At 74.0% G+C, this 18,722-nt stretch carries 16 protein-coding genes and 2 pseudogenes; 13 read left to right on the top strand and 5 right to left on the bottom strand.

What is annotated here, in order from left to right:
* The 9 genes from FMEAI12_RS07795 to FMEAI12_RS07755 form a co-directional block, all read left to right on the top strand.
* Window positions 1–336, top strand: a 336-nt coding sequence (locus FMEAI12_RS07795) for a DUF4115 domain-containing protein (protein ID WP_146776649.1), incomplete at its 5' end; no start/stop codon positions are given.
* 95 nt (window positions 337–431) lie between these two features.
* A complete protein-coding gene (locus tag FMEAI12_RS07790; RefSeq protein ID WP_112105501.1) occupies window positions 432–2,204 on the top strand; it encodes a MiaB/RimO family radical SAM methylthiotransferase in 1,773 nt (590 codons plus the stop codon).
* Window positions 2,201–2,914, top strand: a complete 714-nt coding sequence (locus FMEAI12_RS07785) for a CDP-alcohol phosphatidyltransferase family protein (RefSeq protein WP_112105500.1) — start codon at window positions 2,201–2,203, stop codon at window positions 2,912–2,914. The genes FMEAI12_RS07790 and FMEAI12_RS07785 overlap by 4 nt, the downstream gene beginning before the upstream one ends.
* Window positions 2,904–4,220, top strand: a complete 1,317-nt coding sequence (locus FMEAI12_RS07780) for a competence/damage-inducible protein A (protein ID WP_112105499.1) — start codon at window positions 2,904–2,906, stop codon at window positions 4,218–4,220. The genes FMEAI12_RS07785 and FMEAI12_RS07780 overlap by 11 nt, the downstream gene beginning before the upstream one ends.
* Window positions 4,221–4,391: 171 nt before the next feature.
* Window positions 4,392–4,712: a helix-turn-helix domain-containing protein gene (locus FMEAI12_RS07775; protein WP_018504616.1), complete on the top strand. Its 321-nt coding sequence runs from the start codon at window positions 4,392–4,394 to the stop codon at window positions 4,710–4,712.
* Window positions 4,713–4,843: 131 nt separating this feature from the next.
* The gene (locus FMEAI12_RS07770; RefSeq protein WP_020458838.1) at window positions 4,844–5,311 is read left to right on the top strand and encodes a Dps family protein; all 468 of its coding nucleotides are present in this window, start codon (window positions 4,844–4,846) and stop codon (window positions 5,309–5,311) included.
* Between the two features lie 242 nt (window positions 5,312–5,553).
* Window positions 5,554–6,477 carry a PspA/IM30 family protein gene (locus FMEAI12_RS07765; RefSeq protein WP_071066392.1) on the top strand — a complete coding sequence of 308 codons (924 nt, stop codon included), beginning with the start codon at window positions 5,554–5,556 and terminating at the stop codon, window positions 6,475–6,477.
* Between the two features lie 326 nt (window positions 6,478–6,803).
* Window positions 6,804–7,535, top strand: coding sequence for a hypothetical protein (locus FMEAI12_RS07760; RefSeq protein WP_165938595.1), 732 nt, complete (start codon window positions 6,804–6,806; stop codon window positions 7,533–7,535).
* A gap of 410 nt (window positions 7,536–7,945) precedes the next feature.
* Window positions 7,946–8,518: an RNA polymerase sigma factor gene (locus tag FMEAI12_RS07755; protein WP_020458841.1), complete on the top strand. Its 573-nt coding sequence runs from the start codon at window positions 7,946–7,948 to the stop codon at window positions 8,516–8,518.
* Here the strand turns inward: FMEAI12_RS07755 and FMEAI12_RS07750 are convergent.
* Both FMEAI12_RS07750 and FMEAI12_RS37900 read right to left on the bottom strand, forming a co-directional pair.
* Window positions 8,475–9,113, bottom strand: coding sequence for a hypothetical protein (locus tag FMEAI12_RS07750; RefSeq protein ID WP_235013803.1), 639 nt, complete (start codon window positions 9,111–9,113; stop codon window positions 8,475–8,477). The two genes, FMEAI12_RS07755 and FMEAI12_RS07750, sit on opposite strands and share 44 nt — an antisense overlap.
* Window positions 9,040–9,396 (bottom strand): hypothetical protein, encoded by a 357-nt coding sequence (locus tag FMEAI12_RS37900; protein ID WP_235013802.1) that lies wholly within the window; start codon window positions 9,394–9,396, stop codon window positions 9,040–9,042. Before FMEAI12_RS37900 ends, FMEAI12_RS07750 begins: the two co-directional genes overlap by 74 nt.
* An 89-nt stretch (window positions 9,397–9,485) precedes the next feature.
* Here FMEAI12_RS37900 and tnpA point away from each other — a divergent pair, with 89 nt between their 5' ends.
* Complete coding sequence (tnpA, locus tag FMEAI12_RS07745) at window positions 9,486–9,908, top strand: IS200/IS605 family transposase (RefSeq protein ID WP_112105502.1); 423 nt, start codon at window positions 9,486–9,488, stop codon at window positions 9,906–9,908.
* Window positions 9,905–11,134, top strand: a complete 1,230-nt coding sequence (locus FMEAI12_RS07740; RefSeq protein WP_112105503.1) for an RNA-guided endonuclease TnpB family protein — start codon at window positions 9,905–9,907, stop codon at window positions 11,132–11,134. Before tnpA ends, FMEAI12_RS07740 begins: the two co-directional genes overlap by 4 nt.
* Before the next feature lie 30 nt (window positions 11,135–11,164).
* Here the strand turns inward: FMEAI12_RS07740 and FMEAI12_RS39770 are convergent.
* The 3 genes and pseudogenes from FMEAI12_RS39770 to FMEAI12_RS07725 form a co-directional block, all read right to left on the bottom strand.
* A pseudogene (locus tag FMEAI12_RS39770) lies at window positions 11,165–11,371 on the bottom strand (DNA-formamidopyrimidine glycosylase family protein); the annotation flags it as partial.
* Between the two features lie 116 nt (window positions 11,372–11,487).
* A complete protein-coding gene (locus FMEAI12_RS07730) occupies window positions 11,488–12,876 on the bottom strand; it encodes an MFS transporter (protein ID WP_112105497.1) in 1,389 nt (462 codons plus the stop codon).
* The gene (locus FMEAI12_RS07725; RefSeq protein ID WP_112105496.1) at window positions 12,873–17,729 is read right to left on the bottom strand and encodes an ATP-dependent helicase; all 4,857 of its coding nucleotides are present in this window, start codon (window positions 17,727–17,729) and stop codon (window positions 12,873–12,875) included. Before FMEAI12_RS07725 ends, FMEAI12_RS07730 begins: the two co-directional genes overlap by 4 nt.
* Before the next feature lie 205 nt (window positions 17,730–17,934).
* Here FMEAI12_RS07725 and FMEAI12_RS07720 point away from each other — a divergent pair, with 205 nt between their 5' ends.
* Window positions 17,935–18,144: a DUF3046 domain-containing protein gene (locus FMEAI12_RS07720; protein ID WP_255565665.1), complete on the top strand. Its 210-nt coding sequence runs from the start codon at window positions 17,935–17,937 to the stop codon at window positions 18,142–18,144.
* 335 nt (window positions 18,145–18,479) lie between these two features.
* Window positions 18,480–18,722, top strand: a pseudogene (locus FMEAI12_RS07715) (DNA recombination/repair protein RecA); the annotation flags it as partial.

The raw sequence follows: 18,722 nt of genomic DNA, 5'->3' as shown, positions 1-18,722 counted from the left end.
CCCCCCGGGGTGAACGTGCGGGTGGAGGCCCGCGACGCGCAGAGCTGGCTGGAGGTCCGCGACGACAGCGACAAGGTGCTGTTCGCGCAGCTCCTGCAGCGGGGCGACAGCCGTGAGGTGTCCTCCGAGGGCGCCCTGGAGATCAAGATGGGCAACGCGGGCGCCGTCGACCTCTCCTGCAACGGCACGAGCCTGGACCGGGCTGGCGGGCCGGGCGAGGTCGTGACGATCCGACTGGCGCTCGCCGCGACCGGCGGCGGCTGCACGGTCGACGGGCCGGGCACGGGCGGCCTCGCGGCCGGCGGCCTGGCGATGACGGCCCCGCCGACCGGCTGACGTCGGGCTTGGCGGGCTGGCCCGGGGCTCGGGTCGGCCACGCCGGGCCGGGGCCGTCGGCGCGTTGTCCGCGGGCGCCCCGGTAGCCTGAGTCCGTGTCTCCTCGTCCTGCACGCCGGGTAGCTCTCGTCACGCTCGGGTGTTCCCGTAACGAGGTGGATTCGGAGGAGCTCGCCGCCCGCCTCGCCGCCGACGGCTGGGACCTGGTCGACGACGCCGCCGACGCGGACGCCGTCCTGGTCAACACCTGCGGTTTCGTCGAGGCGGCTAAGAAGGACTCGATCGACGCCCTGCTCGCCGCCGACGCACTGCGCGGGCCCGGTGACAACGGGCCGGGTGACAACGGGCCGGGTGACGGTGAGTCCGGCGATGACGGGCCGGGCGGCGGCGCGACCACCGGGCAGGCAACCGCGTCGGGCGGGCCGCGCGCGGTCGTGGCCGTGGGCTGCATGGCCGAGCGGTACGGCCGGGAGCTCGCCGACACGCTGCCCGAGGCGGACGCCGTCCTCGGCTTCGACGCATATCCGCGGATCTCGGCGCACCTCGACGCGGTGCTCGCCGGCTCGGCGCCGGCCTCGCACACCCCGCGTGACCGGCGCACGCTGCTGCCGATCTCTCCGGTGGAGCGGGGCGACGCCTCCCGCGCGGCGCACTCGCCGCACATCCCCGGTCACATCCAGCTCCCCGGTGGTGGACGTGTCCTTCCGTCGCCGGACGGCCGACCGGCGGCGAACAGCCGCCCGGCAACGGACCTGGCGGACCTGGCGGACGTGGCCGGCCGGGCGGAGCCGGCGGGGGAGGGCGCGGCCGGTACCGGCCGGCGGCGGCTCACCTCCAGCCCGGTCGTGCCGCTGAAGCTGTCGAGCGGTTGCGACCGCCGTTGCGCGTTTTGCGCCATCCCGTCCTTCCGCGGCTCGCACGTGTCCCGCCGGCCGGAGGAGGTGCTGGCCGAGGCCGAGTGGCTGGCCGGGCAGGGCGCCCGCGAGCTTGTCCTGGTCAGCGAGAACTCGACGTCCTACGGCAAGGATCTCGGCGATCTGCGGGCGCTCGAGAAGCTGCTGCCCCGGCTGGCCGCCGTTCCGGGGATTGTTCGTGTCCGCACCGTGTATCTCCAGCCGGCCGAGCTGCGGCCGTCCCTGCTCGAGGTGCTGCTGACGACGCCGGGCCTGGCGCCCTACCTTGACCTGTCGTTCCAGCACGCCAGCCCGGCGGTGCTGCGGCGGATGCGCCGGTTCGGCGGCTCGACCGACTTCCTGGACCTGCTGCGGCGGGCCCGCGCGCTGCTCCCCGACCTGGGCGCCCGCTCGAACGTGATCGTCGGCTTCCCCGGTGAGACCGACGAGGACGTCGACATCCTGGTGAATTTTCTCGAGCACGCCGACCTCGACGCCGTCGGGGTGTTCGGCTACTCCGACGAAGAGGGGACGGAGGCCGCCGGGATGGCGGGCCACGTCGACCCCGAGGAGATCGAGAGCCGGCGGGCCGAGGTCACCGACCTCGTCGAGCAGCTCACCGCAGGCCGCGCCGAGCGCCGCATCGGCACGACCGTCGAGGTGCTCGTCGAGGAGGTGGCCGGCGGTCTCGGGTACGGCTGCGCCGGGCACCAGCAGGCCGACGCCGACGGCTCCTGCACGGTCCGCCTGCCCGCGGGCGGGCCACCGGGCGGCGTGTCCGTCGGGGACCTCGTCGCGGCCCGGGTCGTGGCGGCCGAGGGCGTCGACCTGATCGCGGAGTTCACCGGCGTGCTCGACCGCGCCGGCGCCGGGCTGGCCAGCGCTGGGTCGGCCGGGGCGGGTTCCGTGCTGCCGCCGATCCCGGACGGGGTCGGCCCGATGGACGCGGTGGGCCACCCTTCGGGCGTGGCGTGACCGGCACCGGCGACCTGGTGGCGCCGAAGCCGCCGGTCCTCAACATCGCGAACATCCTGACGATCATCCGGCTGGCCCTGGTGCCGGTCTTTGTGGCCTTCCTGTTCGCCGGCCCGGACACCGACGGCTGGCGCTACACGGCGTTCGGCGCCTACGCCGTCGCCGCGATCACCGACCAGATCGACGGCTCGATCGCCCGCCGCCGCGGCCTCGTCACCGACTTCGGGATTCTGGTGGATCCCATCGCGGACAAGGCGCTTACCGGTGCCGCGCTGGTCTCGCTGTCGATCCTCGGTGAACTGCCCTGGGTGGTCACCATCGTGGTCGCCGTCCGCGAGATCGGCGTGACGCTGCTGCGGCTGTGGGTCATCCGGTACGGGGTGATCGCGGCCAGCCGGGGTGGTAAGGCGAAGACGCTGCTCCTCAACATCTCGCTCGGGCTCTACGTCCTGCCGCTGGAGGGCGTGGCGGCCACGGGACGGGCGGTGATCCTCGCCTGCGGTGTCGTCGTCGCCGCGGTGACCGGGGCGGACTACGTCTACCGGGCGCTGGCGCTGCGCCGCCGGGCCACCGCGGCGGCCCGGCCGGGCGGCGCTCCCGACGTGCCGACTCCCGACGTGCCAAACCTGGGCGAGCCGGCTGTGGGTGAGGACCAGGGGGCCGTGACCGGGCCCGGAAGACCCGGAAGAGGAGAGATCGATGCGCGCTGAGCTGCTGGCGGTGGGGGACGAGCTCCTCTACGGGGACATCGTTAACGGCAACGCGGCCTGGCTGGGACGCCAGCTCGCCGACGTCGGGGTCGAGGTGGCGACGTCCACCGTGGTCGGTGACCTGATCTCGGACATCGCGACCGCTATCGGTGTCGCGCTGGGACGCGCCGACGCCGTGATCATGACGGGCGGGCTCGGCCCGACCCAGGACGACCTGACCCGCGAGGGGATCGCCCTGGCCGCCGGCGTGGGCCTGCGCCGGGACGAGGCCGAGGAGGCCATCCTGCGCCGCCGCTTCGAGGAACTGGGGCGATCGCGTTCGGGCACGGGGGGCCGTGGGGTCCCGGAGATGAACTTCCGGCAGGCCGACCTGCCCGTCGGCGCGCAGCCCCTGCCCAACGGCCCGGGCACCGCGCCCGGCGTCCGCATGGAGATCGGCTCCGGTGTCGTCTACGCCATGCCCGGCGTCCCGTTCGAGATGCACGACATGTTCACCCGCAGCGTGCTGCCGGACATCCTGCGCCGGGCCGGTCAGCCCGCGGTGGTCGTGCACCGGGTGCTGCGCACGGCGGGCATGTGGGAGTCGATGGTCGCCGAGGCGCTCGCGGACGAGGTCGCGCGGCTCGAGCCGATCGGGAACCCGCGCATCGCGTTCCTCGCCAGCGGCGGCCAGACCCGGGTGCGGATCACCGCCCGGGCCGCCGACCGGGCGGCCGCGGAGACGCTGATCGCCCCGGTCGAGCAGGCGGCACGCGCGGCGCTCGGCGCCGGCGTCTACGGCGGGGACGACGAGTCGCTGGAGGGCGTCGTACTGGAGCTGCTGCGGGCCGAGGGAGCGACGCTCGCCGTCGCGGAGTCGCTCACCGGCGGGCTGCTGGCGGGCCGGCTGACGGACGTCCCCGGCGCCAGCTCCGTGTTCCGCGGCGGGGTCGTCTCGTACGCCACCGAGGTGAAGGGGAGCGTGCTCAACGTCGACCGGGACGTCCTCGCGACCGAGGGTGCGGTCTCGTCCGCGACGGCCGAGGCGATGGCGGCCGGGGCCCGTGACCTGCTCGGAGCCACCTACGGGCTCGCCACCACCGGCGTCGCCGGCCCGGAGGAGCAGGAGGGCAAGCCGGTCGGCACCCTGCACGTGGGGCTGGCCGGTCCGGACGGTTCGACGTCCCGCTCGCTGCGGTTGCCCGGTGACCGGCCGCGGGTCCGCGAGTTCGCCGTCGTGCAGGCCCTGGACGTGCTGCGCCGTGCCCTGGAGGGCCGCCCGGGCGCCAGCGGCTCGAGGCTGCCGGAGCAGGCCCGGGCGCACTGACCTCCGCCGCCGGCCGCCCGATGGTGGGGCGGACGGCGACCGATCGGCCGGGTGGTGGCGCCGATCCCCGTTTGGGGGTGCTTACAGCGTTACAGTCCTATCAACGATGCCCCGGAGGGGCGCCCGGCGGGTATACGGTGAACGCAGCCCGTGGACGAAGGAGGAGGCTCGATGGTCCTGCTCCGACGCGTGATCGGCGAGGCGTTGCGCCGCCGCCGACAGGATCAGCACCGGACACTGCGGGAGGTGTCGTCGGCGGCGAGAGTGTCGCTCGGCTACCTCTCGGAGGTCGAACGCGGCCAGAAGGAGGCGAGCTCGGAACTGCTCGCGTCCATCTGTGACGCGTTGGGAGTACGGCTGGCGGACCTTCTTCGCGAGGTCAGTGACGACCTGGAGCTCGCCGAGCTGGCAGCGAGCGCGCCGACACCGGTCGGTGGCCCGTCCGCCGTGGTCGTGCCGGCCCGCCCGGCGGTGGTCGACCGCGCCGCCTGAGCCGGGTCGCCTGAGTTCGGTCGCCTGAGGTCGGTCGGTTCTGCCACGCGGGCTGAGCCTGACCGGCGTACGGATCTTCTCTGCGGGCACGCCTTTCGCGGACGTGCCCGAGCTCCAGAGAGAGGATCATCATGAGCGCCATCCGCAGTCCGCTGTCAGACGAGGCGCGCACGGTCACCGGCGAGGCTCTCCAGGGCGCCGTCGTCGACCTGGTCGATCTGTCGCTGTTGGGCAAGCAGCTCCACTGGAACGTGATCGGCCGCAACTTCCGCACGGTGCACCGCCAGCTCGACGCCGTGGTCGACCTGGCCCGGCGCTACACCGACATGTGTGCCGAACGCGCCGCGGCGATCGGGGTGAACCCCGACGGCCAGGCCAGCACCGTGGCCCGCAGCAGTCACCTGCACGGCGTCGAGCCCGGCTACATCGGTGACGAGAAGGCGATCCGGCTGATCACGGACGTCCTCGCCGGGATGATCACCAGGATGCGCACCCGGATGGACCTCACCGCCCAGCCGGATCCGGTGACCCAGGACCTGTTCATCGATGTGGTCCGCGACCTCGAGGAACAGCACTGGATGTTCCAGGCGATGGTCTAGGTACCCCGGCCCGCCTCGACCCGGCCCGGCCATGCTCCGGACTGTCGCCTCGGTGTGCCGCCGCGCGGGCCGGGGCAGCGGGCCGTCCCGGGTGGTTCCGGCGGCGGTGATCGGGTCATCCGGCTGGAGTCGGGGCGAATCGGGTGCAGCGTCGGGAATCGGACAGCTCTCGGCACGGCCCGGGCGCGGAACGAGGCCGTTGGCGGCTCACCAGATCGGTCTCGCCGTGGGACGATCGAGGTATGGCGAATGTCGTCCGCAAGGCCCTCCGCTACCTGTCAAAGCGGGCTGAGATCGAACTGGAGAACCGCGCGGATCCGCGGGTCCAGATCGACCAGGCCATCGAGGCGGCACGCCAACAGCACGAGAAGCTCGTCTCGCAGGCCGCGCTCGTCGTGGGGAACCAGCGTGAGATCGAGATGAAGATGGCCCGCCAGGTCGAGGAGGTCACCAACCTCACCGAGTCGGCCCGCTCCGCCCTGATGCTCGCGGACAATGCCCGCGCCGCGGGCGATCTGGCCACAGCGGTCCAGTACGAGCAGACCGCGCAGGCGTTCGCCAGCAAGCTGATCGCCTCCGAGACGGCGCTGGAGGATCTGAAGGTCCTCCACGAGCAGGCCGCGGCGTCGGCCGCGCAGGCCCGCGTGGCGGTCGAGGACAACACCGCCCGCATGCACCGCCAGCTCGCCGAGCGGACCCGCCTGCTCACCCAGATCGAGCACGCCGCCATGCACGAGCAGATGAGCAAGGCGATGGAGGGGATGTCATCGCTGCCCCCGGCCGGTGACACGCCGACGCTGGCGGAGGTGCGGGACAAGGTCGAGAAGCGCTACGCCGTGGCGCTCGGCCGCCAGGAGCTCGCCTCGCAGGGCATGGAGGCCAGGATGCTCGAGGTGCGGCGCGCGACCATGGACGCGCAGGCCGCCGGGCGCCTCGCCGAGCTGCGGGGAAGCATGGCCGGCGGCCACGGGGCCGGCGCGCCCGGGCAGACGGGCCGGCCCGCGATGCCGCCCATGCCGCCCACACCGGGCATCTCCGCCGGCCGGGTGCCGGGTGGCACCGGCGACGAGCGTCTGTCGTTGGGTAAGGCAGCGGGCGACTCCGCGCCGTCGCAGGGCGGCGGCACACCGCCCGCGTCCGGTACCCAGGAGGCTCCGCCGGCCTGAGCCGGTGATGATGACCGTTGGGCCGTGGTGACTGCGGGAGGCTGTCGATGACCGACGCGGGCGCCGACCCCACCGCCGTGGACCCCTCAGGCGGTGTGCCGCCGGGTTCGGCCGTGCCGACGGGCTGGCAGGCCGGCCCGGAACCATCCGTATTTCCCGGGACTCCGGTTACGAACGGTGATTCCGGTCAAAGTGTGCGCGGGAACCAGTCGCATTGGCAGCGTAAAGGAAGAAATTCTTTTCACTTCGCTGATTCGGTCGACAGGGCCGCGCTCGAAGGTTATCGGATCCGCGCCACGGAACTCGCCGCGGCGGTCACACCGGCGTTGCCCGACTGGATCAGGGCTGACGTCGAACGCCGGTCGCTGGAAAGGTCGGAGCGCCGTTTCGGGCGCGCCACCCGGCGCGCGCGGCGACGCGCCACCTTTTCCACGCAGGCCTGGACGGCCGCCGCCGCCGCGTCACCTGCGGCGGCCTTCATCGACCACGCATGGGGATGGTTCGTCTTCGGGGGAGCGGCGCTCGTCCGGGCAGGCCTGTCCTATCGGGAGCTGCGGGCATTCCGCGACAGGGACGACGCGCTTCCCATGCCGGCCGTCCCCGCGCCGGGGGCGGTGGCGCTGCGCCGCTCGGCGGCCGCGCGTCCGCTGCGCCGGGGGGAGGCGGGGCTGGCCGCGCTCGTCGCGCTCGCCCGGTCGGTGGAGGACCGCCCGCCCGCGGCCCCGGTGCGCACGGCGGTGGCGGGCGCCGTTCGGCTGGTGGACGGCCTGCGGGTGAGTGCCGGGCAGGTCCTGGCCTGCGAGTCCGCGGCGCGGGCAGTGGCGGATCCTGTGCGGCGCGCGAACATCCTGGCCACCTCGGCCCAGCTGCTCGACGGCATGAACCGCGCCGCCGACGCGCTGGACGGCCTGCTGGCCGCCGCGACCGAGATCGTCGGGACCGTCGCGGCGCCCGCGGCCGAGCTGCACCGGCTCACCGAGGACGTCGAGCGGCTGCGCGCCTACGCCGATGGGCTATCCGAACTGATGGGAACCACCGGGCGAGGCCGCCCGACCTGAACCGGCACGATCTTCTTAGGTGTCACATCGGGTTAACGTCCGGGCGGGGTCGGCATGCCATTCGGCCGGGTGCCGACCGGCCGTTGTGCCTGCCCCGCAGCGACTTTCCGCCGACCGGGTCAGATAAAGGTCATCCGCTTAAGTGCACAGTGACTATGCAGATTTACCTTCCCATTCGACCCGGTGTACACCCGGGTTAGCACCTTGGGGTGGGAGATGGGTTTGAATATGTGACGGGGGTTATGGCGCGCACGCTGCGATTGCCTTAATGTCCCACATGTCCGATCGGCGATTGTGGCGTCGGGTGACGAGGGGAGCGTCGTCCACGTTTTCATCGCCGCCGTGCGATAGCCAGACCGGCGGTCCCGGACGTCCGGATGGCATGACGCAGCCAGGCAGGTGGAAGTGCCATGACGCTAATTATTGGGGAAGAGAACGAGTCCCCGACCTCGCAGCCGGCCCGGCAGGCACCTCAGGCGGCACCTCTCGCTGCCGTCGACCAACCGTTCAGCGGTGACCGGTGGTCGCTCGTCCTGCCGCACCGCGAACGACTGGTGCACATTGCGCGCAGGCGGCTGCCCAGCACCGCCGACGCGGAGGACTGCGCGCAGGAGGCACTCGTGCGCGCGGCGGGGTTCCGTAACCTCGACAGCCACCGAGTCGGTCAGTTCCTGACCACAACCGTGCTCCGGCTGTGCGTTGATCATCACCGTGCGCGGATGCGCGCGGACCGTGCGATGGCCCGCAGCGTCGCGGCGCCCAGTGACCCCGGCCCCGAGGACTCGACCTGCGACCGTGCGGAGGCGCTCTGGTTGCTCGACCAGACCCGTCGCCTGCGCGGCCGCGAGCGGCAGATCATGATGGCCCGCGCCGCCGGCCGGACCACGCGACAGGCCGCCGACGACCTGTCCATCAGCGTGAAGGCCGCCGAAGGCGCGTTCACCCGGGGTCGTGCCCGCCTGCTGGCGGCCAGCCGGGTGTGACGTCCCGGCGGCGGGGGCCGACGTCCCACCGGCCGGCCGCGGCCCCCGGGACGGGGCCGGGCTGGCAGGTCGGGCACCACGCGGTGACCCGACCGTCCTGGACCGCACCGTCCTGGACCGCACCGTCCTGGACCGCACCGTCCTGGACCGCACCGTCCGGAACTGCATCGTCCGGAACTGCACCGTTCTGAACCTCGATGTCGACGGACCCGCCGACGTCGCGTGCGAGCCGGCCACCGTCACGCCGGCCGCCCACGCGCCGGTCGTGGTCACGCCGGGCACGGCTGTGGGACCCCTGATCACGGGGCCCGGCGGCGCGCGCCGGCGATCCGCGCCCGGGCGAACTCTGGGTGACCGTCCGCTGCTCCTGACGGCGGACGAGCGTGCCGCAGCGCCGACAGGGCCTGCCTGCGCGCCCATACACCCAATGCTGTTCGCCCGGGCGGGCGGACCCGGTAGTCACCTGGTGCCCGCCCCGTGCCCCGGCCCTGATCATCGCCTGGGCGCGGCGGACCAGTCCTTCAAGATCGTTCACCTCGCCGGCCGGGGTCCACGGGCTCACTCCGGCGAGGAAGCACGCCTCCGTCCGCCAGATGTTGCCCAGACCGGCCAGCAGCCGTTGGTCGAGCAGCGCTGAGCCGATCTCCCGGGTGCAGGTTGGCGACGGCGCGGTCGAGGTCCCAGCCGTCGCCGAGGACGTCCGGGCCCAGGTGCCCGACGACCCGGTTCTCCTGCGCGGTCGGCAGGATCTCGACGACCGGCAGCCGGTAGCCGACGGCCACCTGCTCCGCGGTGACCAGCACCACCCGGACCTGCCAGGCCGGCCCCCCGGACCAGCGCGAGCCGGGCCGGTAGAGGTGCCACGATCCCTCCGTCAAGATTTCCCGAGGGGGCTGGCGCCTTCAGACGTCAGGGGAGTTGGGCACGGACCGTAACCGTATGTGTGCATCGCTGGTATGTTCGGATCATGGTTCGGGGGGTGATGGTGGGCGCGGGTGGTGTCTACGACCTTGGGTATCGCAGGGTGTGGTGCCCGAAGTTCCGCCGCCCTGTGCTCGCTGGTCCCGTCGGTGACCGCTGTGCGGAGCTGGTCCGGCGGAAGTGCGCCGGGCATGAGTGGATGGTCGTTGCGTGGGAGGTCATGCCCGACCATGTGCACCTGTTCGTCAAGCTTCACCCGAAGCACTCCCCGTCGTCTGTCGCCAACCAGCTCAAGGGGTTGACGTCCCGGGTGCTGCGCGTGGAGTTCGGGCATCTGTGTTCCCGGTTGCCGGCCATGTGGTCGCGGTCGTACTTCGCCGCCACCGTCGGCGTGGTGTCCGCTGAGACTGTCCGCCGGTACGTCGACACCCAGGACGAGTGGCCGTGGCGTGTGGAGCGGGCCCGGTGAGGCGGGCGTTCAAGTTCCTGCTCCGCCCGACGGCGCGGCAGGCCACCGCGCTGACGGCGATGCTCGATGATCATCGGGCGCTCTACAACGCCGCGTTGCAGGAACGACGCGACGCCTACCGGCATCCGTCGAAGGTGACGGTTCGCTACGGCGACCAGTCCGCCCAGCTCAGGGAGATCCGCGCCTGCGACCCGGATCAGGGCCGCTGGTCGTTCTCCTCCCAGCAGGCCACCCTGCGTCGCCTCGACAGGGCGTTCGCCGGCTTCTTCCGCCGCGTCAAAGCAGGCGAGACCCCTGGCTACCCGCGGTTCAGAGGCGCGGGCCGGTTCGACACGGTCGAGTGGCCGAGGGACGGGGACGGTTGCCGGTGGAACTCCCAGCCTGAGCATCCCACCCGGACCCGGACCCGGACCCGGACCCGGACCCGGGTCCGGGTCCGGCTTCAGGGTGTGGGTCACGTCAAGGTGCACCAGCATCGGCCGGTGGCGGGCACGGTCAGGACGGTCTCGGTGAAGCGGGAAGGCCGCCGCTGGTATGTGGTCCTCTCCTGCGACGACGTGCCCGCGCGGCCGCTGCCGGCCACCGGGGTGGCGGTGGGGGTGGATATGGGTGCGGCGTCGCTGGTGACCCTCTCCGATGGCCGTCAGGTCGGTAACCCGCGCTTTCTTGCCGCGGCGGCCGGTCGGCTCGCGCGTGCGCAACGGGAACTGGCCCGTAAGAAGCGGGGGTCGACCCGGCGCCGGAAGACCGTCGCGAAGGTCGCCGCCCTGCACCGCAGGGTTCGCCGGCAGCGGCTCGACCTCGCCCACACGGTCGCACGCGACCTGGTCCGCGACCACGATCTGATCGCCGTGGAGGCACTGCGGATCGTGAACATGACCCGCCGGGCCGCGCCGAGACCCGACCCCGACCGGCTCGGAGCTTTCCTGGCGAACGGGCAGGCGGCGAAGCCCGGGTTGAACAGGAGTGTTCTCGACGCGGGGTGGGGGGTGTTCCTCGCTGTGCTGCGTGCCAAGGCTGAAAGCGCCGGACGGGTGGTCGTCGAGGTCAACCCTGCCAACACCTCCCGCACCTGTGCGGTCTGCGGGCACTGCCACGCCGACAGCCGCAGGACACAGGCCGCGTTCGTCTGTGTCGCGTGCGGGCATGCCGCGCACGCCGACGTGAACGCGGCGATCAACATTCTTCGGGTCGGGCTGGCCCGTCAGGGCGCGGAAGCGGCCTGAGAAGCCGACGGCTCCAACCGTCGGAGGAGTCACCTGGAAGTGGGTGTGCAGGGTGAGGCCGCCCTCGACTCGGGTCAGGAGGTGCTTGCCGCGTGGGCGGACGGTGATGATCCGCCGCCCGCTCAGGTCGGCGGTCGCCAGCGACGGCACCCGGAAGTCCGAGCGCAGCAGCACCCGGCCGGCGAGCGCGGTATCCATCTGCCGCGCCGCCAGCCAGACCGTGTCACCTTCGGGCACATCCCCATGGTGCCCACGACCCGGCCCTGTCGACCTGCCAGGACGCGGTCCGTGTCCGTGCACGGGTGCAGTCAGAGCACGGCCAGTCCGGACGCGGATCGTCAGGACACAGATCGTCAGGACACAGTGGGGAACGTCCTGGACGGAGCCCGGCGGATGACGGTGGCGCCCAGCACGGCGACGACCGCGGTCAGGGCGAAGACCACACCCAGCCCGGCTGAGGGTGTCCCGGTGGAGGCTTCGCTGGCCGCGACGGCCACTCCGCCAAGACCTGTCCCGAACGCCGTTCCGAGGTTGTCCGAGAGGGTCACCGAGCTGGACGCCGTGCCGTGCCGCTCCGGCGGCGTCTCGGCGAGGACCAGGCTCACCACCGGCGAATACGCCAGGCCCATCCCGAGCCCGGCGAGCCCCCAGCAGGCGATCGGCACCGCCAGCGGTACGCCGTCCACCAGGACCAGGGCGAAGCCCGCCGTGCCGGCCGCCACCAGGAGCAGGCCGGAGCGGATCAGCTCCCGCCCCGGGTAGCGCCCGGCCAGCCGCGCCTGCGTCCAGGAGCCTGTTGTCCAGGTCACGGTCGCGACGGTGACCGCGGTGCCGGCGACCGTCGTGGACTGCCCGCGCGCCGCCGTGACGGCCAGCGGGACGAAGGTGTCGGCGCCGAAGAAGGCGAAGGTCAGCAGCCCGCGGGCGGCCACCGCCGCCGCGATGCCGGGACGTGCGCGCAGCGTTCCCTCCGGGAGCAGGACGCGCAGCGGCCGGTAGGCGAGCAGCCCCCCGGCGAGAACCGGCGCGATCCCCAGCGGCGACCGGCTCGTCAGCCCGGCCAGGATGAGGCCGGCACCGACGCTCACCCTGATCGCGGCGACGAAACGCCGCGCCGCCCCGCCGGTGGGCGCGGTCGGCGGCGGCCCCAGCCCGCCCAGCGCGCGGACCGTGATCGCCCCGGCCGCCAGCACCAGCGGGAGCAGCCCGCCGAAGACCCACCGCCAGCCGGCGTGCTCGGCGACGAGCGCCGAGGTCACCGGCCCGACCAGCCCGGGCACCACCCAGGCGGTGGACGTCACCGCGAACATCCTGGGCCGCTGCGACTCCGGGTAGGCACGCCCGATCGTCGCGTACAGCACGGCGGGTACCGCGCCGCCGCCGAGGCCCTGCAGGATGCGGCCGGCCACCAGGATCTCCATGGTCGGCGCGAGGGCGGCCACGGCTAAGCCGGCGGCGAACAGCGACAGCCCGACGGTGAACGGGCGCACCGCGCCGACGCGGTCCGTCTCCGCCCCGGCGATCACCACCCCGACGAGCAGACCGAGGAAGAACCCGCTGGTCGTCCAGCCGTACAGGGACAGTCCGGACAGGTCGGCGGCGACCTCCGGCAGCACGGTGACGACCGCCATCGCCTCGAAGGCGATCAGTGTGACGGTGCTGACGAGGCCGATCGTCAGGCCGCGCAGGCTCGGGTCCCACGGGGTGGGTACGCGGCCGGGCTCCTCCCGCGCCGTGGTCACCCCCGAAGCCGTAGGCCGCGGGGGGTCGGGTGGAACCCCGCCCACTCCAGGGCCGCGCCGAGCCCGCTGCCGACCACCGCGGCGCCGTCGGCCTTCTCCACGGCCAGCCGGCCGAGGGACCCGGCGCGGACCGCCCCGGCCAGGGCACCCACCGCCGGGCCGAGCAGGCCCGGCGCGTCCGACCACGACAACAGGGTGCGGCCGCCTCGTTCGACGTAGAGGACGAGCTCGCCGTCGACCAGGACGACCAGCGCGCCGGCCTTGCGCCCCGGACGGTGGCCCGAGCCCTCGCCGTCGGCTGCCGGGCGCTTGGGCCACGGCAGCGCGGCACCGTAGGGATTCGCCGGGTCACTGGCCGCGAGCACGACCGCCGCTGCGGCGCCGGTGTCCCCGCGGCGGGCGCCGTAGCCTGGCGGACCCCCGGACCCGGCGGCCGGGAACCGCTCCGCCGCCGCGGCCCCGCCCAGTCGCGCCGCCGCGGCATGGCCCGACCCCAGACCCGGGGTGCCCAGGCTCTGGGCGCCGAGACCGGAGGCGCTGAAGCCAGAGACGCCGAGACCAGAGGCGACCAGGTCGGGGGCGGACCAGGCGGGCTGGTCGGCGGCGTCGCGCTGCGCCCCGGCGATCGCGCGGAGCCGGTCGACCGCGCCGGGGACGGCGAACTGCGCGGCCCCCAGCGACTCGACGAAGTAGCCGCGGCGGCACCGCCCGGCGTCCTCGAACGCCGACAGCACCCGGTACACCGCCGCGAATCCGCCTGGCGTGCGCTCGGCGGTGACCGCGCCGCGGGTGACGATGCCGTGCCGGTCCAGGAGGGACTCGGCCAGCGCGTGCGCCCGTCGGGTCGGGTCGGGTTCCCGCTCCGGCAGCAGCGACCACCGGCCGCCGACGGTGGGCGGGCCGGCCCGGCGCGGCATGGTCGGCCGGCCGAACCGCGCCGGCCGGCCGCGCGCCGAGCGCCGGCGCGGCGGCACCGGATGCGCGGGATGCGCCGGACGCCCGGCGCCGAGCTGGACGCGCAGGGCGGCAAGGGTGTCGTTGGTGACCAGACCGGCCCACACCAGATCCCACAGCGCGTCCGCCAGGGCCGTGTCGTCGAGCGCGCCGACCCGGTCGGAGAGGGTCCGGAAGAACAGCGCCTGGTCGCCGGCGAGGGCGTCGAGGATCGCGCGGTGCAGGTCGCCGCCGGCGGCGTCCAGGTCGGGCGGGGGCAGCAGCTCCCCGGCGGAGTCGGCCAGCACGAGGGTGACCCAACCGTCGTTGCCGGGCAGGCCGCCGGCCCCGGCCCACAGCACCTCGCCGGTCGCGCACAGCTCGTCCAGCATCGCCGATGAGTAGTCGCTGACCCGGGCGGGCAGGACGAGCTGCTCCAGCGCGCTCGCCGGCACCGGGGCGCCCTGGAGCTGCTCCACGGCGCGCAGCACGCCGTCCACACCGTGCCCGCGGCCTGTCGTCACCGACTGCCAGGCGGGCAGGAACGCGCCCATCGCCCGGGTGGGGACGGCCTCCACCTCCTTGCGTAGCGCCGCCAGGCTGCGGCGGCGCAGCGCGCGCAGCACCCCCGCGTCGCACCACTGCTCGCCCGCGCGGTCGGGGTGGAGTTCGCCGCGTACCAGCCGCCCGGTCGCGGTGAGCCGCTCGAGGGCCCCGACGACCACCGCCACCCCGAGCCCGAAACGGGCGGCGACGGCGGCCGGCTCGAACGGGCCGTGGGTGCGGGCGAAGCGGGAGACCAGGTCGCCGAGCGGATCGCGGACCGGCTCGGTGAACGCCGCCGGCACTCCCACCGGCAGCGGAACACCGAGCGCGTCGCGCAGGCGGCCGGCGTCCTCGACCGGGGCCCAGCGCGCCTCGCCGCCGATCCGCACCCGGATCACCCGCCCGGCGTCCGCCAGCGCCGCCAGCCAGGACGGCGCCACCCCCCGCGCCCCGGCCTCCTCGTCCGTCAGGTCGCCGAGGGCGCGCAGCAGGTCGGCGGTGGACTCGACGTCGTGGGCGTGCCGGTCGGGCACCAGCCGCTGGAGCTCGGCGGTGATCCGCTCCAGCGCCCCGGGATCGATGAGCTCGCGCAGCTCGGCCTCACCGAGCAGCTCGGCGAGGAGCGAGCTGTCCAGGGAGAGGACCTGGGCGCGCCGTTCGGCCAGCGGCGCGTCGCCGTCGTACATGAACGCGGCGACATAGCCGAACAGCAGCGACGAGGCGAACGGGGACGGGGACGGCGTCTCGACCTCGACCACCCGCAGCGAGCGGGCGCCGATGTCGCGCATCAGGCCCACCAGGGCCGGGACGTCGTAGACGTCCTGCAGGCATTCGCGCATCGTCTCGAGCACGACCGGGAAGTCGCCGAAGGTCGAGGCGACCGACAGCAGGTGCGCGCTGCGCTGGCGCTGCTGCCACAGCGGCGTGCGCCGCCCGGGAGTACGGCGGGGCAGCAGCAGCGAGCGGCTCGCGCACTCACGGAACCGGCTCGCGAACAGGGCGCTGCCGCCCACCTCGGCACGGACGAGCGCCTCGGTCTCCTCGGGCTCGAAGACGACCAGCTCGGCCTCGGGGGGCTCGGCGGCGTCGGGCACGCGGGCGACGATGCCGTCGTCGGTGTGCATGATCTGGACCTCCGCGCCGTAGCGCTCCCGCAGCCGGGCGCCGATCGCCAGCGCCCAGGGGGCGTTCACCGGCGCACCGAACGGCGAGTGGACGGCCAGGCGCCAGTCGCCCAGCTCGTCGCGGAACCGCTCCACGACGATGCGACGGTCGTCGGAGAGATGCCCGGCGGCGGCGCGCTGTTCGTCCAGGTAGGTCAGCAGGTTCGCGGTCGCCCAGGTGTCCAGCCCGGCGGCCCGCACCCGGTCGGCGGCGTCCCGCGGGCTCGCCGCGGACAGCTCCCGCAGGAACGAGCCGAGCGCGCGGCCGAGCTCGGCAGGCCGGCCCGGCGCGTCACCGTGCCAGAACGGCAGCCGACCGGGCCGGCCCGGCGCCGGGGTCACCAGCACCCGGTCGGGGGTGATCTCCTCGATCCGCCAGCTCGACGAGCCGAGCAGGACGACGTCGCCGACCCGGGACTCGTAGACCATCTCCTCGTCGAGCTCGCCGACGCGGCTGGCCTTCTCACCGACGAGGAAGACCCCGAACATGCCGCGGTCGGGGATCGTCCCGCCGCTGGTCACGGCGAGCCGCTGGGCGCCCGGCCGGCCCGCGAGGACCCCGGTCGCCCGGTCCCAGGTGATGCGCGGGCGCAGCTCGGCGAAGTCGTCGGACGGATAGCGCCCGGCCAGCATGTCCAGCACGGCCTCGTAGGCGGAGGCGGGCAGGGTGGCGAACGACGCCGCGCGGCGGACCAGCGCGCCCAGCTCGTCCACCTCGCGGTCCTCGACCGCCACCATCGCGACGATCTGCTGGGCCAGCACGTCGAGCGGGTTGCGCGGGTAGCGCACGGCCTCGATGCGCCCGTCGCTCATCCGCTCGGCCACGACCGCGCACTCCAGCAGGTCGGAGCGGTGCTTGGGCAGCACCACCCCCCGGCTGGCCGCGCCGACCTGGTGGCCGGCCCGGCCGATCCGCTGCATGCCGGCCGCCACGCTGGGCGGCGACTCGATCTGCACGACCAGATCGACCGCGCCCATGTCGATACCCAGCTCGAGGCTGGACGTGGCGACCACCGCGGGCAGCCGCCCGGCCTTGAGGTCCTCCTCGATCAGCATGCGCTGCTCACGGCTGACGCTGCCGTGGTGCGCCCGCGCCACCTCGACCCCGGCCGGCGACACGGCCGAACCGGCGACCCCCATGATCTCCGCGGGGGCGCGGGAGCCCGCGGGGCCGGCGCGCTCGCCGCTCTCCCACCCGTCGGACTCCCAGCCGCCGGTCTCCCGACCATCGGGGTCGCCCGTGGCGCCCGTGGCGTCCGCGGTGGCGAGACGGTCGGCGTACAACTCGTTCAGCCGCGCGCACAGCCGCTCCGCCAGCCGCCGGGAGTTCGCGAACACGATCGTCGAGGAGTGGCCGAGGATCAGGTCGAGCACCTTCTCCTCGACCGCCGGCCAGATCGACGCCCGCGGCGCCGCCCCGGCGGCGGAGCCCTCCGGGACCGCGCCGGCCACCTCGCCGAGGTTCGCCATGTCCTCGACCGGGACCACGACGTCTATATGGAGGGTCTTCGCCGCCGGCGGGCGCACCACGGTGACCGGCCGCGGCCCGCCGAGGAACCGGGCCACCTCGTCGACCGGGCGCACCGTCGCGGACAGGCCGACCCGCTGGGCGGGGACGTCCAACAGGTCGTCGAGGCGCTCGAGGCTGAGCGCGAGGTGGGCGCCGCGCTTGGTGCCCGCCACCGCGTGTACCTCGTCCACGATCACCGTCTCCACGCCGCGCAGCGCCTCCCGCGCGGCGCTGGTGAGAATCAGGAACAGCGACTCCGGCGTGGTGATCAAAATGTCCGGCGGGGTGCGGCCGAACGCCCGGCGCTCGGCCGCCGGGGTGTCACCGGAGCGGACACCCACGGACACGTCCGGCACGGGCAGGCCGAGCCGGGTGGCGGCGGCCCGGATGCCGGTGAGTGGCGCGCGCAGGTTGCGCTCCACGTCGACCGCCAGCGCCTTGAGCGGGCTGACGTAGAGCACCCGGCAGCGGCGGGCCGGATCGGCCGGCGGCGCCGAGCGGGCCAACGAGTCCAGCGACCAGAGGAAGGCGGCGAGTGTCTTGCCCGACCCGGTCGGAGCGACGACCAGGGCGCTTTCCCCACCGGCGACGGCTGCCCACGCGCCGGCCTGGGCCGGAGTCGGCGCCGCGAAGGAGGACGCGAACCATTCCCTGGTCGGGGCCGAGAAGGCGGCGAGTGGGTCCGATGCGGTCACGTGCACCAGTCTGCGTCCTACCCCCGACACAACTCGGCCCACCGACAGAACTTGCCCGCTCCGCGGTTCCCGTGGGACGTCGCGTGCCCGCGCCCGGCGTGACGGTGCCTGCGCCCGGCATCACGGTGGCGGGGCGTCGTGGGGCGCCCGGCGCCTGGTGGCCGTGACCGGCACCGGTGCGTCCCGCGCCGGGAGGCCGGGCGGGAGGCCCGTGCACACTGGTCCCGTGCGACTGACCGAGTTCTGGGCGAACATGAACAAGCAGTTCGGCGCGGCGTACGCGGACTCACTGGCACGCGACCATGTGATCTCCGGGCTGGGCGGGGCGACCGTCGAACGGGCGCTGGGCCGGGGCGACGACCTCAAGCAGGTGTGGCGCGCCGTCTGCGACGAGTTCAACGTGCCGGCCCGCGATCGCTGACGCGGCGGCCCGCGCCGCCGCCAGGTTGGCGTCGGCAGGTCGTCGACCGGCTCGTTCGTCGACCGGCTCGTTCGGGCGGTGACGGTCGGCGCCGGACGGCGCGGCGCGGGGCCGAGCGGCCACCCGTGGTGTCAGGGGTATGCGCGCGGCGTGCCGGAACCACCCGTTCGGGTGGGCACCGGCGTGTCACTGTGGCTTCGAACGGATGTTCGGCTAGTGTTGTCCACATGCGCTCAGTTGTCCACAGAGGCCACCCGGCTATCGAAACTGTCGGACCCACCCCCTAGCGTCGGCTCGTGGCCAAGACTCGACGACCTCAGCCAGGAGTAACTCCAATGGCAGGACCCGACCGCGACAAGGCGTTGGAGAACGCTCTTGCGCAGATCGACAAGCAGTTCGGCAAGGGCTCGGTCATGCGGCTGGGTGACGACACCCGCCCGCCGATCCAGGCCATCCCGACCGGATCCATCGCGCTGGATGTCGCGCTCGGTATCGGGGGCCTCCCTCGCGGGCGCGTCGTCGAGATCTATGGGCCGGAGTCGTCCGGAAAAACCACGGTCGCGTTGCACGCGGTGGCG

It is taken from the genome of Parafrankia sp. Ea1.12, from assembly GCF_900465275.1.
Classification (GTDB): Bacteria; Actinomycetota; Actinomycetes; order Frankiales; family Frankiaceae; genus Parafrankia; species Parafrankia soli.
This window is presented reverse-complemented; position numbering and strand designations above follow the sequence as displayed.

Excerpts from the sequence above, each read along its gene's own strand:
- FMEAI12_RS07780 (WP_112105499.1), top strand. The coding sequence starts at position 2,904 with ATGCGCGCTGAGCTGCTGGCGGTGGGGGACGAGCTCCTCTACGGGGAC.
- FMEAI12_RS07775 (WP_018504616.1), top strand. The coding sequence starts at position 4,392 with ATGGTCCTGCTCCGACGCGTGATCGGCGAGGCGTTGCGCCGCCGCCGA.
- FMEAI12_RS07770 (WP_020458838.1), top strand. The coding sequence starts at position 4,844 with ATGAGCGCCATCCGCAGTCCGCTGTCAGACGAGGCGCGCACGGTCACC.
- FMEAI12_RS07765 (WP_071066392.1), top strand. The coding sequence starts at position 5,554 with ATGGCGAATGTCGTCCGCAAGGCCCTCCGCTACCTGTCAAAGCGGGCT.
- FMEAI12_RS07755 (WP_020458841.1), top strand. The coding sequence starts at position 7,946 with ATGACGCTAATTATTGGGGAAGAGAACGAGTCCCCGACCTCGCAGCCG.
- tnpA (WP_112105502.1), top strand. The coding sequence starts at position 9,486 with ATGGTTCGGGGGGTGATGGTGGGCGCGGGTGGTGTCTACGACCTTGGG.